Here is a 19,216-nt window from a genome sequence, read left to right on the forward strand (position 1 = left end):
GCCGGACTGGTCAGCTGGCGATAGCCGGGAGGCTGACGGTTGGATCATCGCTCAACAGAGCGATAGTTTCCCGTCATGTAGCGGGCGCGCTGGACGGCCCATTCGTCGTTCTGCTCGAGCAGGATCGCGCCGATGAGGCGGACGATGGCGTCCTCATTGGGGAAGATGCCGATCACCTCGGTGCGCCGCTTGATCTCACCGTTGAGCCGCTCGATCGGATTGGTCGAGTGCAGCTTGGTCCGGTGCTGCGGTGGGAACGTCATGTAGGCGAGCACGTCGGTCTCGGCCTCGTCGAGGAAGCCGGCAAGCTTGGGCAGCTTGGGACGGAGCTGGTCGGAGACCTTGCGCCACTGCATTTTAGCGGCCTCGGCATCGTCCTGGGCAAACGCGGTGGCGATGAAGGCGGAGACGACGCGACGGCCGCTCTTGCCGGCATGGGCCAGCGCATTGCGCATGAAGTGGACGCGACAACGCTGCCAAGAGGCGTTGAGCACCTTGGCCACGGTGGCCTTGATGCCCTCGTGGGCGTCGGAGACGACCAGCTTGACGCCGCGCAGGCCGCGGCGGGCGAGCTTGCGCAGGAATGCCGTCCAGAACGTCTCGGCCTCGGAGGGCCCGACGTCCATGCCGAGAACCTCGCGCCGGCCGTCGCTGCTGACGCCGACCGCGACGATCACCGCGACAGATACGATACGCCCCTGCTGGCGCACCTTCACGTAGGTAGCGTCGATCCACAGATACGGCCAGTCGCCCTCGATCGGACGGCCGAGGAATGCCTTTACCTTGTCGTCGATCTCCGCGCACAGCCGCGAGACCTGGCTCTTGGAGATGCCGCTCATTCCCAGGGCCTGAACAAGGTCGTCCACCGAGCGGGTCGAGACGCCTTGCACATAGGCTTCCTGCACCACGGCGGTGAGCGCCTTCTCGGCCATCCGGCGCGGCTCCAGAAAGCCCGGGAAGTAGGAGCCCTTGCGCAGCTTGGGGATACGAAGCTCGACCGTGCCGGCGCGGGTCTCCCAAGTCCGGTCGCGGTAGCCGTTGCGCTGTGCCAGACGCTCCGGGTTCTTCTCGCCGTAGGCGGCCCCGGTCTGGCCTTCCACTTCCAGCTCCATCAATCGCTGGGCAGCAAAGCCGATCATCTCGCGCAGTAGATCCGCATCAGGGGTCTTCTCCACGAGCGTGCGGAGGTTCATCATCTCATCGGTCATCGGTGGTTCCTCGAATCAGGTTGGTGTCAGCAACCCGACCCTACCGGCGAACTGCCGGTGACCACCCCAAAGCCGCCCGCCCGCTACGGCACTATGTGACGGCGCGCGTCCGGGCGGCTTTGCTCTACCGAGCTACACCACCACCGGGGACACGACCGCGCCGACGCCGATCGGCAGGTTCGCGAAGACGGGCCCGGCTCTGGTGCCATCGGGCCTTTGTCCAGCCGTCGAACCCTCGGACTATATTTCTCAAGCGATGAGGGACCTACCCGCCTACGCGGCTTGCCATCTCTTTGCACCAGGTTAGCGCTGATGGCCCAAGCCAACTCCAAGACTACGCGCCTTTTGCCTCAACGAACCCTCTGATCGCTTCATCAGCTTAGAAACTTGGGCCACCGGCCTGCGAGCCTTGGAATGTGCCTTGATTAGCCTGACATCGTCCTTGGTGTACTCTTTGCGCTTGCTCTTGGTCGCTTTTGCCACTTGGTGCTCTCCAACTTGATCGCACGCGGGGTTAAAGTGCTCTTGTGAATCCGTCGAGCCAGGATGATCTTCATGGGGCACTCCGATCGCAATTGATGGTTTGTGCCCCAGGCAGCATGTGAGGACTTCGATTCCCAACGGAGTGTGGTTACATTTCGTGATTGAACCTCTTAACTCTGCCATCGACCAACTTTCTATATTCAAAAAATTATGAGGCGTACGATGTCACCTTCAGAAGAAGAAGACGATCGGCGCGAGTTTTTAGAGGCTTGCGGCAGGTTCACCTCCGTAACACCTCCGGCCATTACAGCGTTGCTTTCGACCTCACTTAGTAGCGGCGCAATTGCGCGCTCCGACGGCCGGCGCGGTGTATCCTTGATCACTGCCGCTGAGAACCGGAGGCCGCGATCAGCACCCTCAGAAGCGGCGCAAGAATCCAGGGTCACCGCTCCCACTCAGGCTGCTCCACAGACTTAGCGAAGGAGGCGCTTGCAAGCTGCTGGACTCCGCTGCTGACTTGCCCCACGCCGCTGTCGCTTTGCGCCCGCCTGCCCGCTCCCGGGGACTCGATCCTCCATCGGCACGAAATCGCGAGAGGTAATTTGGGGCGTTCGGATCATGGCGCGAAGACTCTCGCGCGCTGCCCTACCGCTGCGGCCACATGATCCGGCTATCCCCTGGCCGAGGTCGACCAATGCCCGGACGATGTCCGCCTCTCCGGTTTCGGGCCGAAATTCACCTGCACCACATGCGCGGCGCCGACGCATGGCCAGATTTTGAGGGACCGAGGATCGACGCCGGCGATTGAGGCTGGGACGCTGGGACTGACGGTGGATAAGGCGAACGGGCCGCCGCAACCGGCACGGTGGCTCCTTCCCGCCAGGGCAGGAGTGACAACCGCAGACCCCGCGAGGAAGCTCGTCCATGCGGCGCCGAATAACGCACCGGCGGACCGCGCTGGCGGACTGAGCGGCGGGGTTAAGCGGGCGCACCCGGTGTTTCACTGGCAATGCTCGAGATGAGTCTCATTCTGACGATCGGGGAGCCGTCGTTGGGGTGCGTTAGTGGCGCTCTTCGAGATCTTGCCGTCGATCGCGGCGCCGCGACCTGAGGCGCTTGCCACCAGAGAAATCACTGGAGGCCGCGGCGCGTACCCCCCGAACGACGTCTGAGTAGCGGATTTTTCTGCGGCCGCGATTCTTTCCACTCGGCGGGTTTCGCCGCGCAGCTCCTGACACTGGCCAAGATCTTCCGGTCTTCAACCCAAACGATTTTTGGTCGACTTGGCCGCGGGAGCCCCATAGTCCTCGCCCGCTTTGGGCCAGCTCGCGATATGGCCCGGCTAGTTGAAGCAGCTGAATTTCAACGCTGAATCCGGTTCGCTGATCGCCAGATTTAGCTGGACCGCGCGCTCAAGATAGTCGGTCAGAAACTTCATGAGATGGCCTTTTCGCCGTGCCAGCTGCCTGCCCAAGTGCAGTAGGCGGCGCTACCCCTGGTGCGGCCAACCAGTCATTGATTTGCAAAGCAGCCTCAGCCTGCCTGACGCGCTTCATTAGAAGGTCTCGCTGAGTACCGCCCACAACTGTTCGGCGGCTTCCCGAAACTTGGCAGCTTTCTAAATGAGACGCTGCTTAAACGAGCTAATAACAGGAATTGCCGTTTTGCGAGCGCGTGAGATCGATCCTGCAGGTTGTCCTGAATAGGTCTCCGCGAACTGCCGATCGCCTGGCAAGATTACCGAGACGTTTTGACCGCTACTGATTACTGGGCAACGGCCGAAAATTGGGACGCCACCGCACGCTGAAGGCGTAGCTAAGAGCTGACCAACTCCTTTGGCGTTCTGGACAAGCCTATCTGACGCAATCGTCCGGCGGTCTTTTTCCCGTGAAGCGGTCAGTCATCCAATTTACCGCCGCCATCGCGCTCGCCTGGGCTGCGCGTCCGTGGCCGATACCGGGCAACATCACCATCCTGACCTTGCTGCCGGCTTTGCACAACTTGTCCATGTAGGCCTGCGTGACCGCGGGCTGGATGACCTGGTCGTTGGCCCCCTGCGCAAGAAAGATGGGGATCTCAGGGGAGAGCACCCTGGTGCTGTTCTGTTCGAGAAGCGATCGCCAAGGTTCTGCCTTGCTCGGATCTTGCACGGTCAGGAAATATTGCTCGAGTGGCCGCCCTGTCCTCTGCCTGACGATCAGGTCGAAAGGGCCTTCGATGCATTCTTGCGCCAGCCTGTCGATTGCAGGCATGGCGCGCGGATCGACGACGTTGTCTATGGCGACGCCGTAGACCCGGTGCCACGACCAAAGCGTCATCGCTGTGATGTTCTTGCCGCCGATCGTGTTGATGTCGTCGCTCATCAGCTTCACGAGGTCCGTTGCCGGGGCCGCTGCAGCGACACCGAGAAGCTTCAGCTCAGGAGCGTAGGCGTTTGCGATCATTCCGGCGAAGAGCGCGGCCTGCCCGCCTTGTGAATGCCCCCAAACCGTGAAGTCCTTGCCATCGCCTGCGCGGGGAACGGAGCGTGCCGCGCGCACAATATCAATCACGGCTCGACCTTCGCTCTCACCGACCAGATAAGGATGCGGGCCCGGCGTACCGAGCCCTGGATAATCGGTCGCCGCAACGACGAAGCCACGTGAGATCATCGAGCGAAGTCCCTGGATCTGCTGAAACAGAAAAATGGCGAGCGATGGGGCGCAACGCGGGACGATACCCGAAGTCGGATGTGCCCAAGCAACGATCGGACGTCCGCCGAGCGGGGGCGTGCCTTGCGGAACGATGACGACGCCGGACACAAAGACCGGCCGACCGTTCAGCCCCGTCGAGCGATAGAGCACGCGATAAGTGGAGGCGCCGAGCGGAGCACCGTCCATCGGCTCCTGCCGCACTAAGGTGCCCGGGGCGCCGTTGAGCAACGATTCCGGCCCATCATAAAATGTCGTCTGGCCCGACGCCATTCCCGGAAGGCCAAGCACAGCCGTGGCGATGAGCGCGGTCGACATCCACCTGCGCGGCCAGCCACCAAAGAGATTGCTGGTGAAGTATCGCATGGTCGAGCTCACGTGCTTACAGTCCGTAAACTATCTTCAGACCGCCGCTGGCATGAAGGGCAATCAGGATGCCTTCGCGCAGCAAGTGCACTTTTCCAAGCTTTGCGGAGTCAAGGTGGCCCTCCATGCGAAAGCCGTCCTTCAGCGGGCGCGTCAAGCGTTCGTTCGCGGCCATGAGCAGGTTTTGGTAGGAAATGCCGTAGTCGAGATTAGAGCCATTCTTCAATTGCGCCGCGAGCTGTTGCACGGCAGATCCAATCTGGCTGTCCTCTGACGTCGTCAGATCAATTTCGGAAAGGCCAAAGGTCCTATTGTCGGCATCGACTTTTGGCTGGGCCGAAAGATAGATCCATTGGCCCGCGTTGGGATCGGCGTCGGAGCTCATTGCTATGCGAAGGCCGACCACGAGTTTGCCCGAGGACGGGTAGATCTGAACCTCGCGCACGGACGTGTTCTGCGCCGGAACGGCTGCAATTGCCTGGCTTACCTTTTCCTTGACCGCCTCGTAGTTGATGCGCACGGGAAGAATGACATCGAAGGTGCCCGGCTCAGCCACCGCGGCGCCGAGCGGCGGGAGAGCCGTTGCCGTGACAGCTGGCGGCTGCTGCCCGATTAGAGTTTCGGCGGAGCCGGTAAGTTCAAGCGATCCCAACAACACCTTGCCATCGGCGCGGACACCCGCGAACGCCGCGGTCTGCGGGATCAGCTGCAGCCAGATCGGCGGATCCTCCGAGATATTAATGGGGTTAAACGCGTGCCGCCATGCGGTCTCGGCCTTGCCGTGCAGGTCGAGTGCCCGCGCCGCGGCCAGCGCGCGCGACCGGATGCGGCCCAGCTGGGTTCGAATATTGGGCTCGACATAGGGGGCAAGGTCAAACTCGCGACCCAGCACGTGAAGGTAGGGATGTTCACTCCAGTGGAACGAGTCGCTGATGTTGAGCTGGAGCGATCCATCCCTCCGCAGCTCGGGGCGCGCTTCAACCTCGATCGTCGCGCGTGCCTCGGTCTCGCCCCGGATGCGCGCCGTGAACCGATTAGCTCCCTGACCTTCGGCAGCACCATGTATGGAGACCGCGCCGAAGACGCGATCGCCCCGGCCATACAGCGAGACCGGGCTCGTGCGGTCGACAAATCCCCATACGTCGCAGTTGGCGTTGACCCGGAAGATGAAAACATGACGATGAACGCAGTTGATGCGTTCGTCTATGGTGGCAAGTCGCTTAGGAATGTCCCGCTCGATCGCTGCAGCGAGAGCCGGCAGCCCGAGCTCGACCGTCGCAGAGATGCGTGAAGTCGTTACGAGTGGCGTTGCAGCGTCCGGGCTATATGCCGGCTTCTCAGCGGCGAACGCGATCGACGGGAGCACTAAGACAAGGAGTGCACCTAGGCCGACGATATCCATGTGTGATCTGCTAGCTATCGAAAAGCATTCCGGCGCATATGACCATGATGGAAACATCATTCTAGTGCTCCAGCTTCAAGGAAAACCAGAACCACAGCAGCATTCGGTGGGCGGGCGAGTGCTAACGGTCCCGTCCGTTAGGGGGAACGACGCATGCTGCTTCGGACCCGGCCGACACCGGCAATCAGCCATTATCCCTTCCGTCAGGTGTTAGGCCGATCCCCACGCGCTTGAGAACATCAGAGGCAACTCCAAGATGAGCCCCTTACATCGCGCAAGTCAAATGACGAATGAGGCAAATGCTGCGACCTGGTGGGGTGCTTGTCGGCGATGAATTTCGCGGTTGTCCCAGCGGGAGTGATGCCGTGGCGTGCAGGACAATCAGGTACTGTTCTTCGGGGCCGCTACGGGTCTTGTTTGTGTGCAAACGGATAGGTCGGCACGCGGCCGTGGTCGCCCATCATTGCGGGCGGCCGATGTTGTCGCGTCGGATCGTCCAATGGCGGCCAAAGTGGGTATCACGACGCGGTATTGCGCTTTTGGACGCACTTTCCGGCCTTCAGGAGGCGCGGCTGGCGAGCGTCGAGGTCGCGTAGCTGCCGGCTTCCTCCAGGCTCTTGAGCCCACACCCACGCGCAAGCGCTGACCGTCGGCGTAGACGCCAGAGTTGTCGATGATCGCATCCATGCGGCCGATCGCATTGATCTGCTCCGCCGATGGTTGTGGTCTCGGTGGCGCTACGGAGTTCGCCGACGACCATCCCCGCAGTCCGTGACGCGGGATCGCCCGACGGTCGCGGATTCCTGCGATGCGACGGATTGCGAAGTGCCCTACCCTTCCCCGGCCTCTCTCAGCGGCCGACAAACTGTAGCTTGCCACCGCAGCTACTCACGCGGCCGTCGGCTCCCTGCCGAAAGCTGAAGAGTACGCTGCCCGGCTAGAACCAGCCGCAGTACTGATACGGTTCCCAGTCGACAACTCACTCCCTTTGCGACCAAAGCTCATGAGTGAGCCAAACTACCATCGGCGCGAGCCTCGCGAGGCGATGGTCTTCTCGGAGGGGCATGCATTGAGGACGGATTACCGCACGCCGTAGCGCGCGAACTCGTCGGCGATATCGCCCCGGACAGCTTTCGCGGCCGCAACGTCGGCTTCTCCTGAAGCGGTCTCGCCGCGGCGGATCTTCGCCCGGCCCCGGCCGTACAGCGCGGCGGCGAGCGTGGGGTCGATGCGCAACGCGGCGTCGTAGTCGGCTATGGCCGCATCGATTCGTCCAGCCTTGAGGTGGGCGAGCGCGCGGGAATCGTAGGTCGCGGCCGTATGCGCGCCCGACCTGATCGCCTTGTCGCAGGCTTCCACCGCGCCCTGCGGGTCGCCCGTGCTCGCCCGGGTCCAGCAAAGGCCGCTCCAAGCCCCCTCCATGTCGGCATTCAGGCGAGTCGCCGCGGCATAGTCTCTTTCGGCGCGTACGAGATCGCCCTTCTTTAGCCAGGCCTCAGCGCGGTTGACGAAGGCACCGGGGTAGGTCGGCTGGAGGGCGATGGCCCGGTCGAAATCCTCCATCGCCGCGTCGTAGTCGCCCGTCCTCAGTCTTGCCGCGCCGCGGTTGTTGACAGGCTTGGCGAAGGTCGGATCGATGCGGATGGCCGCGTCGAAGTCGGCGATGGCGCGGTCGTAGTCGGCCTTGGCCGCGTAGCCGATGCCGCGGTTGTTGTGGGCGACGGCCATGGCCTGCGGCCCGCCACGGCCGGCCGCGATGAAGGCCGAGCAGGCCTCGATCCTCCGGTCCGGCGACGAGGTGGCGTTGCACAGCTCGACGTTCCGGAATTGACTCTCCGGCTTCTGCGCCGACGCGGGGACGGCCAGCAGCAGGATCATAACTGGCGCCGTCCGGACGACCTTCAGCATCCCCGGCAGACGCCGAGAGCGCGGTCGACCCTGCGCTGCCGGGGAGGCGCAACGGCCGGACCGGCCTTCCGCTTCATGACGGCGTCCTTACCGTCCTCGATCAAAGTGGCGAACTTGACCGTGCCGTCCTCGGAGAGCTCGATATGGGGCGTGGTGCCCCGGATCCCCAACGTCGCCACCGGGGTGTCCACCTTCATGCTGACGGTCTTGGCGACGCTGCCAGCAACGAAGGTGAAGGTGCCTCTGGTCAAGCTGATCAGGGTCGAATTGTGGTTGCCGTCCGGATCGTAGACGAACTCGTTCATTTCCATGCTGGCGTTGCTCGACAGCCTGAAGGAGCTGCCGTCGGCGAAATTGATACCGAGGCCGCCGTCGGCGCCGGTCCTGACGACGTCGCCTCGATAGACTGGATCGCCGAGCTTCGCTCCGGCCCTGTCATCGGACAGTCTCGCCTGCACGACCGCGGCATCGATATGCTCGATCGTTGCCTTGCCGGCGACGGTCACGACCTTGCCGATCGGCTTGACCTCCTGCGCCCAAATCCGCGCAGGCGGACACGCCACCGCCACGAGCAAAAGGCCGAGGAGTCCTGCAACCGTCCTTTGTCCGCGCATGCGTCCGCTCCCGTCCGTGAAGAGCCCGCTTTCACCCCTGCGGAATAATGGCAGAGCCGCGCCCGGCGCACCACATCGCACGTTGCGACTATCGTTTTCAGTCGTGGGGGACGGCGGTCCTGACCGCTCCGGACCAACAAAAGAGCGCATTTGCGCACACCGAGTCAACAATTTGTGAAGGGGCCTCGGGACGACAAAGCGTAGGCTGGCGTCGAACCGGAAACCTCGGCGGGTGGCGACTTACACTCGGTCGATCGGTCCGGCCGCGTCGGCGGAAGCGGCAGCATGCGAGGCGTTCAGGATGTCGCTCGCACGTGTCTTCAGCGGTCTTTGGCCGGCGCCGGACCAACGCAGTCCGGCGTCCGTCCGCGGCCAGCGTGCAAGGGAGTCGGCGGTCGTCGCGGGACTCGGATGGGCCGGAGGGCTGTCCTTCCTCACGTTGATCCTGTCGGCGCTGAAGGAGGCGTGGGCCGCCGATCCCGATCTCGCCTTGTTCGACGACGCCTCCATCACTTACAAGGGGTTCGAGCATGGCACGTTCGAACTCGTCACGAAGGAGGCGGTGCCGCGGCATATCATCGTGGACGATCCCGGGCAGACGGTCATCCTCAGCAGGACCGGATCTTCCGTCGGCTTCGCGCAGGTCGCCAACAACGCTTCGCGAATGGAGGACCTGCAGAACCAGCAGCAGGACGTGCTCGCCAATTACTCGAAAGACCATGGCCCGGGCGGATCCGGCACGCCTCCGGGCGAAGCGGTCGATCAGTCGCCGCAGCCGATCGACTTCCAGCCGCCGGACGGGCCCATTCCACAACATGCCCTTCCCGGGCTGGTGGTGCCGGCCAGTTTCGCGCCGGATGCGCCCTTGATCCATTCGCCACCCACACTGACACTCGGGTCGGGCCCCGTCGAGGTCGACACGGTCGCGTTCGACGAGTTCTCGGCGAGCAGCGGCAGCTTCTCGGCCGCGAGCTTCGGCTCCGGCGCGACGCCGATCTTTGGCATCGCGGGCGGCGCGGTCGGCCCCTCCACCTTCGCGGGCGCAAGCTACGACGTCGAGAAGGCCGGCTCCTTCGGAATCCTGTACTTGAACAGCGCGACCGGCGCCTACGCCTACGTGCCGAACAACGACGCCATCAACGCGCTGAAGGCGCCGAGCACCGACAGCTTCACGATCATGGCGTCTGACGGCTTCGCCTCAGCGAGCCAGACCTTCACGGTCGAGATCGCCGGCACCGACGACGCGGCGGCGATAAGCGGCGAGACGGGTGGATCCGTCGCAGCGGGTGCCATGACCGCCGCCGCAATCGTGGCGGCGTCCATGGCACCCGACGTCCCGACCGCGACCGGCACGCTCACCGATACCGACGTCGACGATCCGGCCAACACGTTCACGGCGGTGAACTCTCCGCATACCAGCGACAAAGGTTGCGGTAGCTACACGATAACGGCCGACGGGCACTGGACGTACGCGCTGGATCCCGCCAACGCCGCGGTGCTGGCGCTTGCGGCGTGCCAGAACCTGACCGACACGTTCACGGTGACCACCATCGGCGGCACGCCGCAGGTCATGACGATGACCATCCGGGGCGCCGACGATCCGGCCGTCATTTCCGGGGACACCCAGGGTCGCGTGGTTGAAGCGGGCGGGGTCCACAATTCGGCGCAGGGCGTCCCGACCGCGTGCGGCCTTCTGACCGCCACCGACGTCGACGGTCCGTCGAACGCGTTCGACCCCATCAGATGTCCGGAGCCGAGCGACCACGGCTACGGCAGCTTCACCATGACCGCGGACGGGCACTGGACCTTCGCGCTCGACAACGGCAATTGCGCGGTGCAGGCGCTTAACGCAGGTCAGGCGCTGACGGATGATTTCACCGTGAGGGCAGCGGACGGTACGGCACAGACGGTGACCGTCACGATCGAGGGCAGCAACGACGCCGCGGTCGTCTGCGGCGATACTTGCGGACGCGTGACCGAGCCGAGCAATTCCTGCGACCCTCCGCCACGCGCCAGCGGCACCTTGTCCGACAGGGACGTCGACAATCCCGACGACACCTTCACAGCGACAACATGTCCGCAGGCAAGCGACAACGGCTACGGCAGCTTCACGATGACCACCTGCGGCACGTGGACGTATGTGCTCGCGCTCGACAACCCCGCCGTCCAGGCCTTGAGGCCTTGCGACGCGCTGACCGACACTTTCACCGTGACCACGATCGACGGCACGCCCCAAGTCGTGACCGTGGTCATCCAAAGCGTCGGGGACCAAGGCTTACGCGAGCAGGCCGAGTCCGCGTTCCATTTCGAGGCGGGTGCGGAACAGCAGCATGCGAGCCTGACGGCGCCGGTGGTGGTTTCCTCGGCCCCTGTCGCCGCGCTCGATCCGGAGGACGATTCCGCCGCGACCGCATGGCCCCATCCGGCCGATGCAGCGGCGGATGCTTGGCGTTTCGGCGAGCAGGAGGTTGCTGGCCAGGGCCTACACCTGCGCTTCCAACAAGATCTGATCGTCTGAGGCTCGCCGATGCCTTCGTTGCCTCCGGGCGGCTTTGCGGATGAAGAGGTGCGCAGCAAATCAACTCCACGACGCGCCTAATCGAATACTGTATGCGTACAGCGGGCCAAGCAATGGTCACAAAGATTCAGCGAATGCTCAAACGTTTGCCGACGTATGTAGCCGACATCAAGGAAAATCCCCGATGGCTGCCGATGTTTGCACTGGGGCGCGTGATGCTGTTCCGCAAACTCGCATGGAAGTTTACCGCTCCGCCGGAACACATCGATCTCACGAACACGCTTTTCCCGGAACTTAGCGCCGAGCATGTGACGGAGCAGTTGCGGCGAGACGGGCTATTTCAGGGCGTCAGCCTTCCGGCAAACATTACGTCGCAGATCTCTTCCTTTGCCCGACGCACGCCCTGTTTCGGCAATTTCGACCGCAAAATTGAGCTGGTCGCCGAGGAACATCGCCCGATCGAGCTTGCGACCGGGAAGGCCATTGTCACAGGCCACTTCTTCGAACGCGTGCTGGATTGCGAAGCGGCCTGCCGCGTCCAGCAGGATCCGCTATTGTTGCAGATCGCCCAGAACTATCTGGGAGGCGAGGCGCGCGTCACCGCGACGCGGCTCTGGTGGAGCTTTCCGAGCAAGAACGCGAAAGACTACGACCTCCATCTAGCCTCACAGGACCGGTTTCATTTTGATCTCGATGATTGGAGGATGATCAAGTCCTTCTTCTACATCGAAGCGGTAGACGAAAATTCGGGCCCGCATGTCTATGTCGTGGGCAGCCACAGGCAGCGCCTTCTGCGACACCAGTTCACCCTCATGGTCGGCCACGCCTCCGAGGAAATCGAGCGGACCTATGGTCGCGAAGCAATCGTGAAACTGACGGGGCCTGAAGGCTTCGGCTTTGTCGAGGATCCCTTCGGATTCCATATGGGTTCGCTGGCCAAACGCGCGCCGCGCCTCATCTTGGAAATCAGCTTCGGCGTCAGCGAAAAGCTGCACCGCCGTTTCTATGGTGAGCCAGTGATTCATTAGCTCCCAGTTGGCGGTTACGATGTGCGCCGACCCGGCGACGGCGATTAAGCAGTTCCTTCGGCTACGGACGACCGAGTTTCACCGCGCGGGCAACGCGCGGTGGGGTGCCCCAGCTCGATCATAGACCGAGAGGGGCCGCCCCCAGAGGTTGGACCTTCAAGCCTTGAAGAAGGTCGCAAGATAGAACACGGCAGCCAAGACGATGGTGATACCGATGACTGTAAAGGCGGCCTGTCTGGTTGAAACGTCGCGCATATCAACGCCTCCTTCAGTTGGACACGCCTAGCACCGTCAAGGACCGCTTGTTGTTGCCCGGCGTTTGAAATTCGATGGCTTGGCCAACCGACAGGCCGATCAACGCAGCTCCAACCGGCGTGAGAACCGAGACGCGCTTCAGCGTTATGTCCGCTTCGTGGGGATAAACCAATATCACGTCCCGGACTTCACGGTCTTGTCATCGCAGTACCGGACCTGCGAGCCCATGCGGACTACGCCGCGCAGATCGGAATTGTCCGCCACCACGCTTGCACGCTCTATCTCCTGTGCAAGGAAATGGGCCACGCGCGGGAAGAGCACCGCGCTCGAACTGGCCAGAGCGTTGAGACGCCTCGCCTCATCCTCTATCACAGCGATGGGCGGCAACACGATTTCAGGTTTGCCTTTGCGATTAGTCTTGCTCATTACCTTCTCTCCTTTCCTAAGCGGGCGATGGTCCCGGATCATTGTCATCAAAGAGCTTCTTGCCCTTGACCTCCGGATTGCTAAACAGAACCCTGACAACATCATTCGGATCACCTCGGCTGACGCGTTCGATCTTGACGACGTTGGTGCGCCCAGCGGTGAAGAAGGGAATTTCGCTTCCGACCTTCAGCCCGACCAATGCTGCACCCAACGGCGACATCACGGGGATTTGGGTTCGCTCGGACGTGTAGTCTTCGGAGTACACCAGTTGCCTTGTCTCGCGGGGGAAGCCCCAAGTGATCCAGAACGTCACCCCCGAACCCATGGTAACGATGCTGTCCAATCTGGCTGCGCGATCAGGGACGACTTCCGCACGGTTGATCTCACGCAACAGAAAACGTGCGTCCACGTCGCCTTGATCCGCGCCAGCCTGCGCGAGCCGTTCCAAGCGGCGATGGTCAGACGCCGGAAGAGTCACGTTCGGGAAAAAGGGGTTGTTCACGACATGCCTCCTTGTTTGGGCTTCTCCTCGCGGAAGAGCCACACACCAAATCTGTTTGATGAAGGAAGGGGATAATCCGGACGGCACCAACTACCGTCCGGCTAAGCTCCTGCTTGGAGCCGTCCGGCGTGCAGGCAACGCCGCGCATTGCGCGGATCGATGTCGAGGACGTGGATCATGTCGCGGCCACCATAGGACCTTCCGCTGTCCATGTAACGCGACTAAAGAGCACACACGTCGGGAGAGAGTTGTAAGGATTAGTGATGTCCGTTTGGATCACATGCTGGAGTGAAGAGACTTCACGGCCCTAATCCGCTCTCCACCTGAAAGCAGACGGTCGTTGGATGGTCGGGCGAGGCAGCTACGGATGACGCTCGGCGCATAATCTCCGCCACAGAGTAGTTCCGACCTACCCAAAAAATCACCCCAAATTGATGACGCTGTTCCGTTGTATGCTGCTCTGCACGCTCGGGAACGCCGCTTGTTAAAAATCATTGATTCTTTGTTTTCTTGTCAGCGAGTGGAGTTGATCATGCGTCTTCTGTTTGCAAGAATCGCGATCGCGTCCTTATCTGCTTGCTTGCAGTCTCCGTATGCTTCAGCACAAAACTTCGACGACAGATGGTCTATTATTCCGAAGGCGCATGCTGAACCTGCTCCTGAAGAGAAGGAGCAAAAACAAAGTCCTCCTGAGCATATTCAGGCAGGGCCACTATGGACGCGGACGCCAGACAATCTCCGGCCTTCCAAATCATTCAATAAAGCCTTCACCGGAAAAGCGTCCTTCTATTCTTATACAAAAGGTAAAACAGCTAGCGGGTCGCTCTACCATCGCGATGAAATGACGGCGGCCCATCGAAGTCTTCCCTTTGGAACTCGGGTTCGCGTCACCGACATTGCGAGTAGCAGGTCGGTCATAGTTCGTATCGCAGACCGCGGACCGTGGATTCGCGACCGCGTGCTGGACCTCTCCCTTGGCGCCGCACGCGGCTTAGGAATTACCGATCGAGGTGTGGCACAAGTTCGGGTAGAGGTCCTTTAGGTAAGCGCCGCGCTCTATGTGGCAACTCATGTGCGCTGGCAGTGGGCGATTCGCCTCGGCAGCTGACGCGGGCAGAACGCTGTGCTGACAGCATAGGGCGCCTTTGCCGACAGCCACTTCGTGCTGAGGCGCGAGCACTGTGGCCGCTTCGTGCTGAAACGGCTGCAGTTGTTAACCGCGTTGGTTGCGTGAGCTTCGAACACGATCGCCTTAAAGCCGATCGTCATTGAAGGCGTGACGCTTCAGGATGTCGGCGAACGCCCACAGTCTTTCTTCGTCGAATGTCTCTTTTGGGGTCATTGGCGTCAATCAGGTTTGACCGTGACTACGGCCGGTTTACCCCAAAGAGCCGACGCAAAAACGGAGATGGGATGTCCGACGCTAGGGGCCCTTGGTAACATCACTGGCTTCCGAACTGAGGCTCCATCAATAGGATTACAACTGCCCGACCTGTTCGCGCAAATGGGTGAGGTTCCGGGTAAGCGCCGCCAGCTTGTGCTCGAAATCATCCTTGATCGGTCCGCCCGGGAGTCGGTCGCGAATTTTGTCGGCGCTCTTCACGGCTGCCTCGAGATGGCCAACGGCGGTCCGCAGCCTCGCTTTCGTGAGTCTGTCCAGTTCCTCCGCAAGAGCGCGCTCACCGTCATGGATCTCGAACGGCAATAGCGGCCGACCAGCTTGCTTGAGATGAACGACCGTCCCCATGGCTATCTCCAGATCTATTTTTGGATCGCTGGCGTGATTGTTGAATATGCGGCGCTGAAAGTGACTTGAAGTTGTGTGCACGTCATCCAGTAAATTTTTTGGAAAGGTTTAGTTGAAGTATTCGGGACCGCAATTGCGGATTGCATATTTTTTGCTCAGCGCGCCTAAGCTTCGAGCTGTTTGGATGTCCCTGGAGTCTGCATCCAGCAACGACCGCATCGGGCCATCACCGGTAAGCTCGGAAGGAGCATCTCATTTCTGCTTCGCTTCCAAGCCCCGACATTGCTCGCGCTAGCGCGGGGCCGTTTGTTGAAAACTCGCTGCCGGAATTAGGTAAGATTAACCCGAGCTTTACGGAATGCAATCATTGATGATGGCCAGGACGGGCCACAACCCGTCCGCCCATCATGGCCGCTTGACCGACGGCAAGCTGCTATCAACTGTTTTTGCTCTGAGCAATGACTTCCGGTTAGGGTCACGAGCGTCGATAGGCCATGACGGCAAACACGTCCGGTCTACCCCAAAGAGCCGACGCCAAGGCGAGGATTGAGGTTCGACGCTAAGGGCCAGAAGCGGTCTTCTTACTCAACCAGGATGTACGACACGCTGTTGCCGGCCACTATCCCCGCCACCAGCACAGCGGCGCTGGCGACCCAAAGCAAATAGCCAATTCCGTAAGAGATGATTGGACGCATCTCGAAATCAGCGACATTCACGCCTTCGGGTCCAGGACCTAGAACGGACTTGACCCAGACAAAGCACAATGTGAGGCCGAGCGCTGTCACGGCCGAAATTAGCCCCGCGCGCCGGAGGTCGCGAAGATAGAATATCCACGCGACCGCCAGTATCGGGTTTGCAAGCCAAACAAGCAGGCTTGGAACATCGCCAAGCACGCTAAGCCCGCCAAGGATTAATAGCTCCCAGCCGTAAGAAGGAAGTCGTTCCAGGCCTCTATCGGACCCGTCAACTACAATGGCGGTCTGGGTCAAGGAAGCCACGAAAGTAGTCGCGCTCGCAAGTACGACAAGCGCGCGAAACGTCGTCGAATTCCATGGAGTACGCATGGTTGTGCTCTTAGAGCATTTCGCTTCCAAAAGAAACACCAAGCCCACTGCGGACGTCCGCTTCGGGTCAATCGCGACGGTTTGGCCCGGTTTAAGTTAGGTCCGCTCTACCCCTGACAGCCGACATATCCTCGGCCGTGGCATGCGGCAGCGATGGACCAACAGGAGACATCATCGCTTCCCTCGCCTCCGGACTGAACTTACTCCGCTGCCGCATTCTGAAGTTCGCCCAGATGGCGGGCCGCGAAGGCTTCGATGGAGAAAGCATTCTTGAGCCAGAGCATGTTGATCGCTCCCACCGCGCGGGAGCCGTCGCGCAGGGGAACAGAAATTGAAAACAGGCCGTCGGAGTGTGGTGGTCCGCCATAGTAGCCGCCGGTGTGCATGGAATTGCGTATGCCGTAGCCTCGGGCCCGGACCTCGTTGAAACAATGTTCAACCGTGCAGGTTCGCGCGCCAGCCGGTCTTCCGGGCGATTGGATGCGCGCAGCAAACTAATGACGCGCTGACGTTCTTTCGCCGGACAGTACGCAAGATAGGCTGTCCCCACCGCAGACCACAGCCAGTTGACCGGCAATCCAATACGCTCCTGCTGCAACAGGAACGGGCTTCGCGCTCGGGTCGTCTCGCAAATCTCCAGTGATCGCCGGCGGGCACCATCAAATCCGATGGCCAAGACGCGCGCTCGCATAAGCGGTCTAGAATCGGAGCCGCAGCTTCCGCAATTCTGTCGCGACGTTCACGGCGCGAGGGCGCATGCGAAAGCGTCGCGCCGATGCGATAACGGCCGTCGCCAAGCCTGCGGGTGACAAGGCCAGAGCGGGCGAAGGTATGCAGGATGCGCAACAGGCTCGGCTTCTAAATATCGGTTAGAGCGTAAAGCTCCTGCAGCGAAGAGTCCGGCTGCATTTGCAGCGCCTGCAAGACCTGCATCCCTCGCTCTAGGCTCTTGATTGTTTTAGGTCCCGTCACCTGAGACGTTCTCATTCGTACATTCCACATTGTGGAACATATCATTTCACAGTGTGGAACGCACGCCGATTTTTCTGGCCAATCACGTCGTCAAGTTCAAAGTTGGCCCCCTTCTGGTTGCGACTCGAGAATTTCATCGTTGGTTTCATCGCTTGGTGGAGACTTCTATGACACCTCATCGATTTCGCCGATCCACTGCATTGCGGATCGCAGTGATGGCCCTTCTGACGGCTTCAACCCTGCCGATTTCAGCGCAATCCTTCCCATCCGGGACCATTCGGTTCGTGGCGCCCAACTCGCCCAGCACGCCGCCCGACATCATCAGCCGCATCATTTCCAGGGAATTGACGGAATCCGAAGGCTGGCGCGTGATCGTCGAGAACCGGCCCGGCGGAGTCACCACCATCGCGGCGAGCGACGTACTTACCCAGCCGGCGGACGGCGCCAGCCTCTATGCGATGTCGGTACCATCGGTTGCGGCGCCGTCGCTGGTGCCAAACATCGCATTCAAGCTCGACAGGGATTTCGACCCCGTTATCAAGGCGACCGTCTCCTACAACGTATTGGTGGTGAACCCCTCAGTTCCGGCCAAGACGGTCCCCGAGCTGGTGACGCTGCTGAAGAGCCAGCCTGACAGGCTGACCTTCTCGTCCGGGGGCTTCGGTACGCCCGCGCATCTGATAGGCGAACAGTTCAAACAGCAGACCGGTACGCGCGCCCAGCACGTTTTCAACGGCACGAACACTTTCCAGGTCATCACCATATTGCCCGTGGTCGACCTGATTAAGACGGGCAAGCTGCGCGCCCTGGCGGTGACCGGCCCGAAGCGGGTCCCCGCCCTTCCCGACGTGCCAACCATCGTCGAAGCGGGCTATCCGTCTCTGGTGGTCGAGGATTGGACCGGTTTCTCGGTCAAGCACGGCACGCCCAAGGAAACGGTCGCGCGGCTCAACGCCGCGATTAACAAAGCGCTGAACAAGCCATCGGTGCAGGAAGCGCTGGCAAGGATCGGTGCCGAAGCGGCAGGCGGCACGCCCGAGCAATTTGGCCGCATGGTCGGCGATCAGGTCGCGCACTGGCATCAAGTCATCTCCGACGCCGGCATAAAGGTCCAGTAGCAGTGACCGCGAATTTCCGGGTGACGCTGCTCGGGACGGGGGTACCGATTCCCCTCCCCGATCGGTTCGGGCCGAGCACGCTGATCGAGGCCGGCGACCACACACTCCTTATGGACGCCGGCCGCGGCGCCACTATACGGCTGTTTCAGCTCGGCGTTCTCATCGGCAGCATCGACGCGCTGTTGCTTACGCATTTTCATTCCGACCACACAGTCGGCATTCCCGACCTCTGGCTTACAGGCTGGCTGAGCTCTTATTTCGGCAACCGCCGGCGGCCTTTCAATGTGATCGGGCCGCTCGGCACGGCCAAACTTATGCATCATATCGAGGCGGCCTATTCGCAGGACATCGAGATCAGGGTCGCGGACGAGAAGCTCGCGCGCGAGCATGCCTCTATCGCCGTGAAGGAATTTTCCGGGGACAGCGTCGTTTGTCAGGCCAACGATCTCAGGGTTGCTGCCTTCACGGTCGACCATGGCGAGGCCATTAAGCCGGCTTACGGTTATCGGATCGAGTACCAGGGTCGGGTCGCCGTAATCGGAGACCCGCTATAACGCCAACGTGCTACGCTACGGCGCGGGCGCCGACCTGCTGGTGCACGAGGTCGCGATGGCGCGGCCGGAACTTCTGGGCGAAGTTTACATCCAGCGCATCCTCAATCATCACACCTCGCCTCAGGAGGCTGGACACGTGTTTGCGGCGACAAGACCCAAGCTCGCTGCCTTTACTCATCTCGTTCTGCTTGCGAACAAAACCGTCGCGGCACCTACTATAGAGGAATTGATTGCGGCGACCCGCGAAACCTATTCCGGGCCGCTCGTCGTCGGCGAAGATCTGGTAAGCTTCGACATAGGCACGACAGTGAGACATTCAAAATTGGAGAGCTGAAAATGTCGGCTTCGGGGTCACAAGCGA

The 19,216-nt window shown here is 61.4% G+C and carries 16 protein-coding genes and 1 pseudogene; 6 read left to right on the plus strand and 11 right to left on the minus strand.

Translation table 11 applies throughout. From position 1 onward, the window contains the following. Positions 1 to 10 precede the first annotated feature (10 nt). The 5 genes and pseudogenes from IVA98_RS07915 to IVA98_RS07935 form a co-directional block, all read right to left on the minus strand. Positions 11 to 1,208, minus strand: a pseudogene (locus IVA98_RS07915) (IS256 family transposase). Between the two features lie 2,336 nt (positions 1,209 to 3,544). Further along, positions 3,545 to 4,747, minus strand: coding sequence for an alpha/beta fold hydrolase (locus IVA98_RS07920; RefSeq protein WP_247298710.1), 1,203 nt, complete (start codon positions 4,745 to 4,747; stop codon positions 3,545 to 3,547). Positions 4,748 to 4,763: 16 nt separating this feature from the next. Further along, positions 4,764 to 6,149 (minus strand): DUF4403 family protein, encoded by a 1,386-nt coding sequence (locus tag IVA98_RS07925; RefSeq protein ID WP_247298707.1) that lies wholly within the window; start codon positions 6,147 to 6,149, stop codon positions 4,764 to 4,766. A gap of 1,080 nt (positions 6,150 to 7,229) precedes the next feature. Beyond that, complete coding sequence (locus IVA98_RS07930; protein ID WP_524536350.1) at positions 7,230 to 8,057, minus strand: tetratricopeptide repeat protein; 828 nt, start codon at positions 8,055 to 8,057, stop codon at positions 7,230 to 7,232. Then, positions 8,051 to 8,671, minus strand: coding sequence for a FecR family protein (locus tag IVA98_RS07935; protein ID WP_247354604.1), 621 nt, complete (start codon positions 8,669 to 8,671; stop codon positions 8,051 to 8,053). The genes IVA98_RS07930 and IVA98_RS07935 overlap by 7 nt, the downstream gene beginning before the upstream one ends. 490 nt (positions 8,672 to 9,161) lie before the next feature. On the opposite strand from IVA98_RS07935, the gene IVA98_RS07940 reads away from it, so the two are divergent. Beyond that, complete coding sequence (locus IVA98_RS07940) at positions 9,162 to 11,189, plus strand: VCBS domain-containing protein (RefSeq protein WP_247298703.1); 2,028 nt, start codon at positions 9,162 to 9,164, stop codon at positions 11,187 to 11,189. 134 nt (positions 11,190 to 11,323) lie between these two features. Next, positions 11,324 to 12,217, plus strand: coding sequence for a phytanoyl-CoA dioxygenase family protein (locus IVA98_RS07945; RefSeq protein ID WP_247354605.1), 894 nt, complete (start codon positions 11,324 to 11,326; stop codon positions 12,215 to 12,217). A 268-nt stretch (positions 12,218 to 12,485) separates the two neighbouring features. On the opposite strand, the gene IVA98_RS37170 is transcribed toward IVA98_RS07945, so the two are convergent. Genes IVA98_RS37170 through IVA98_RS36935 form a run of 3 tightly spaced genes read right to left on the minus strand, consistent with a single transcriptional unit; the run spans position 12,486 to position 13,400 of the window. Further along, positions 12,486 to 12,650 carry a GreA/GreB family elongation factor gene (locus IVA98_RS37170; RefSeq protein ID WP_346015865.1) on the minus strand — a complete coding sequence of 55 codons (165 nt, stop codon included), beginning with the start codon at positions 12,648 to 12,650 and terminating at the stop codon, positions 12,486 to 12,488. Next, positions 12,647 to 12,898: a GreA/GreB family elongation factor gene (locus IVA98_RS37175; protein WP_346015866.1), complete on the minus strand. Its 252-nt coding sequence runs from the start codon at positions 12,896 to 12,898 to the stop codon at positions 12,647 to 12,649. Before IVA98_RS37175 ends, IVA98_RS37170 begins: the two co-directional genes overlap by 4 nt. 16 nt (positions 12,899 to 12,914) lie before the next feature. Further along, a complete protein-coding gene (locus IVA98_RS36935) occupies positions 12,915 to 13,400 on the minus strand; it encodes a GreA/GreB family elongation factor (protein WP_247298697.1) in 486 nt (161 codons plus the stop codon). 481 nt (positions 13,401 to 13,881) lie between these two features. Between IVA98_RS36935 and IVA98_RS07960 the strand changes: the two genes are divergently transcribed. Then, a complete protein-coding gene (locus IVA98_RS07960) occupies positions 13,882 to 14,442 on the plus strand; it encodes a septal ring lytic transglycosylase RlpA family protein (RefSeq protein ID WP_247354606.1) in 561 nt (186 codons plus the stop codon). Between the two features lie 435 nt (positions 14,443 to 14,877). On the opposite strand, the gene IVA98_RS07965 is transcribed toward IVA98_RS07960, so the two are convergent. The 3 genes from IVA98_RS07965 to IVA98_RS07975 all read right to left on the minus strand — a co-directional run bounded on the left by IVA98_RS07965 (position 14,878) and on the right by IVA98_RS07975 (position 16,597). Beyond that, positions 14,878 to 15,147, minus strand: coding sequence for a hypothetical protein (locus tag IVA98_RS07965; RefSeq protein ID WP_247298692.1), 270 nt, complete (start codon positions 15,145 to 15,147; stop codon positions 14,878 to 14,880). 581 nt (positions 15,148 to 15,728) lie between these two features. Further along, entirely contained in the window at positions 15,729 to 16,136 is a 408-nt protein-coding gene (locus IVA98_RS07970) for a hypothetical protein (RefSeq protein WP_247298689.1), read from the minus strand. 275 nt (positions 16,137 to 16,411) lie between these two features. Continuing rightward, positions 16,412 to 16,597, minus strand: coding sequence for a hypothetical protein (locus IVA98_RS07975; protein WP_247298687.1), 186 nt, complete (start codon positions 16,595 to 16,597; stop codon positions 16,412 to 16,414). A gap of 801 nt (positions 16,598 to 17,398) precedes the next feature. On the opposite strand from IVA98_RS07975, the gene IVA98_RS07980 reads away from it, so the two are divergent. The 3 genes from IVA98_RS07980 to IVA98_RS07990 are packed head-to-tail and all read left to right on the plus strand — an operon-like array spanning position 17,399 to position 19,189. Next, positions 17,399 to 18,301, plus strand: a complete 903-nt coding sequence (locus tag IVA98_RS07980) for a Bug family tripartite tricarboxylate transporter substrate binding protein (RefSeq protein WP_247298684.1) — start codon at positions 17,399 to 17,401, stop codon at positions 18,299 to 18,301. Positions 18,302 to 18,303: 2 nt separating this feature from the next. Further along, a complete protein-coding gene (locus IVA98_RS07985) occupies positions 18,304 to 18,855 on the plus strand; it encodes an MBL fold metallo-hydrolase (RefSeq protein WP_247298681.1) in 552 nt (183 codons plus the stop codon). Between the two features lie 7 nt (positions 18,856 to 18,862). Beyond that, positions 18,863 to 19,189: an MBL fold metallo-hydrolase gene (locus IVA98_RS07990; protein WP_247354607.1), complete on the plus strand. Its 327-nt coding sequence runs from the start codon at positions 18,863 to 18,865 to the stop codon at positions 19,187 to 19,189. The last annotated feature ends 27 nt before the right edge of the window (positions 19,190 to 19,216 follow it).

Origin of the sequence: Bradyrhizobium sp. 160, from assembly GCF_023073735.1 — a bacterium.
Lineage (GTDB): Bacteria > Pseudomonadota > Alphaproteobacteria > Rhizobiales > Xanthobacteraceae > Bradyrhizobium.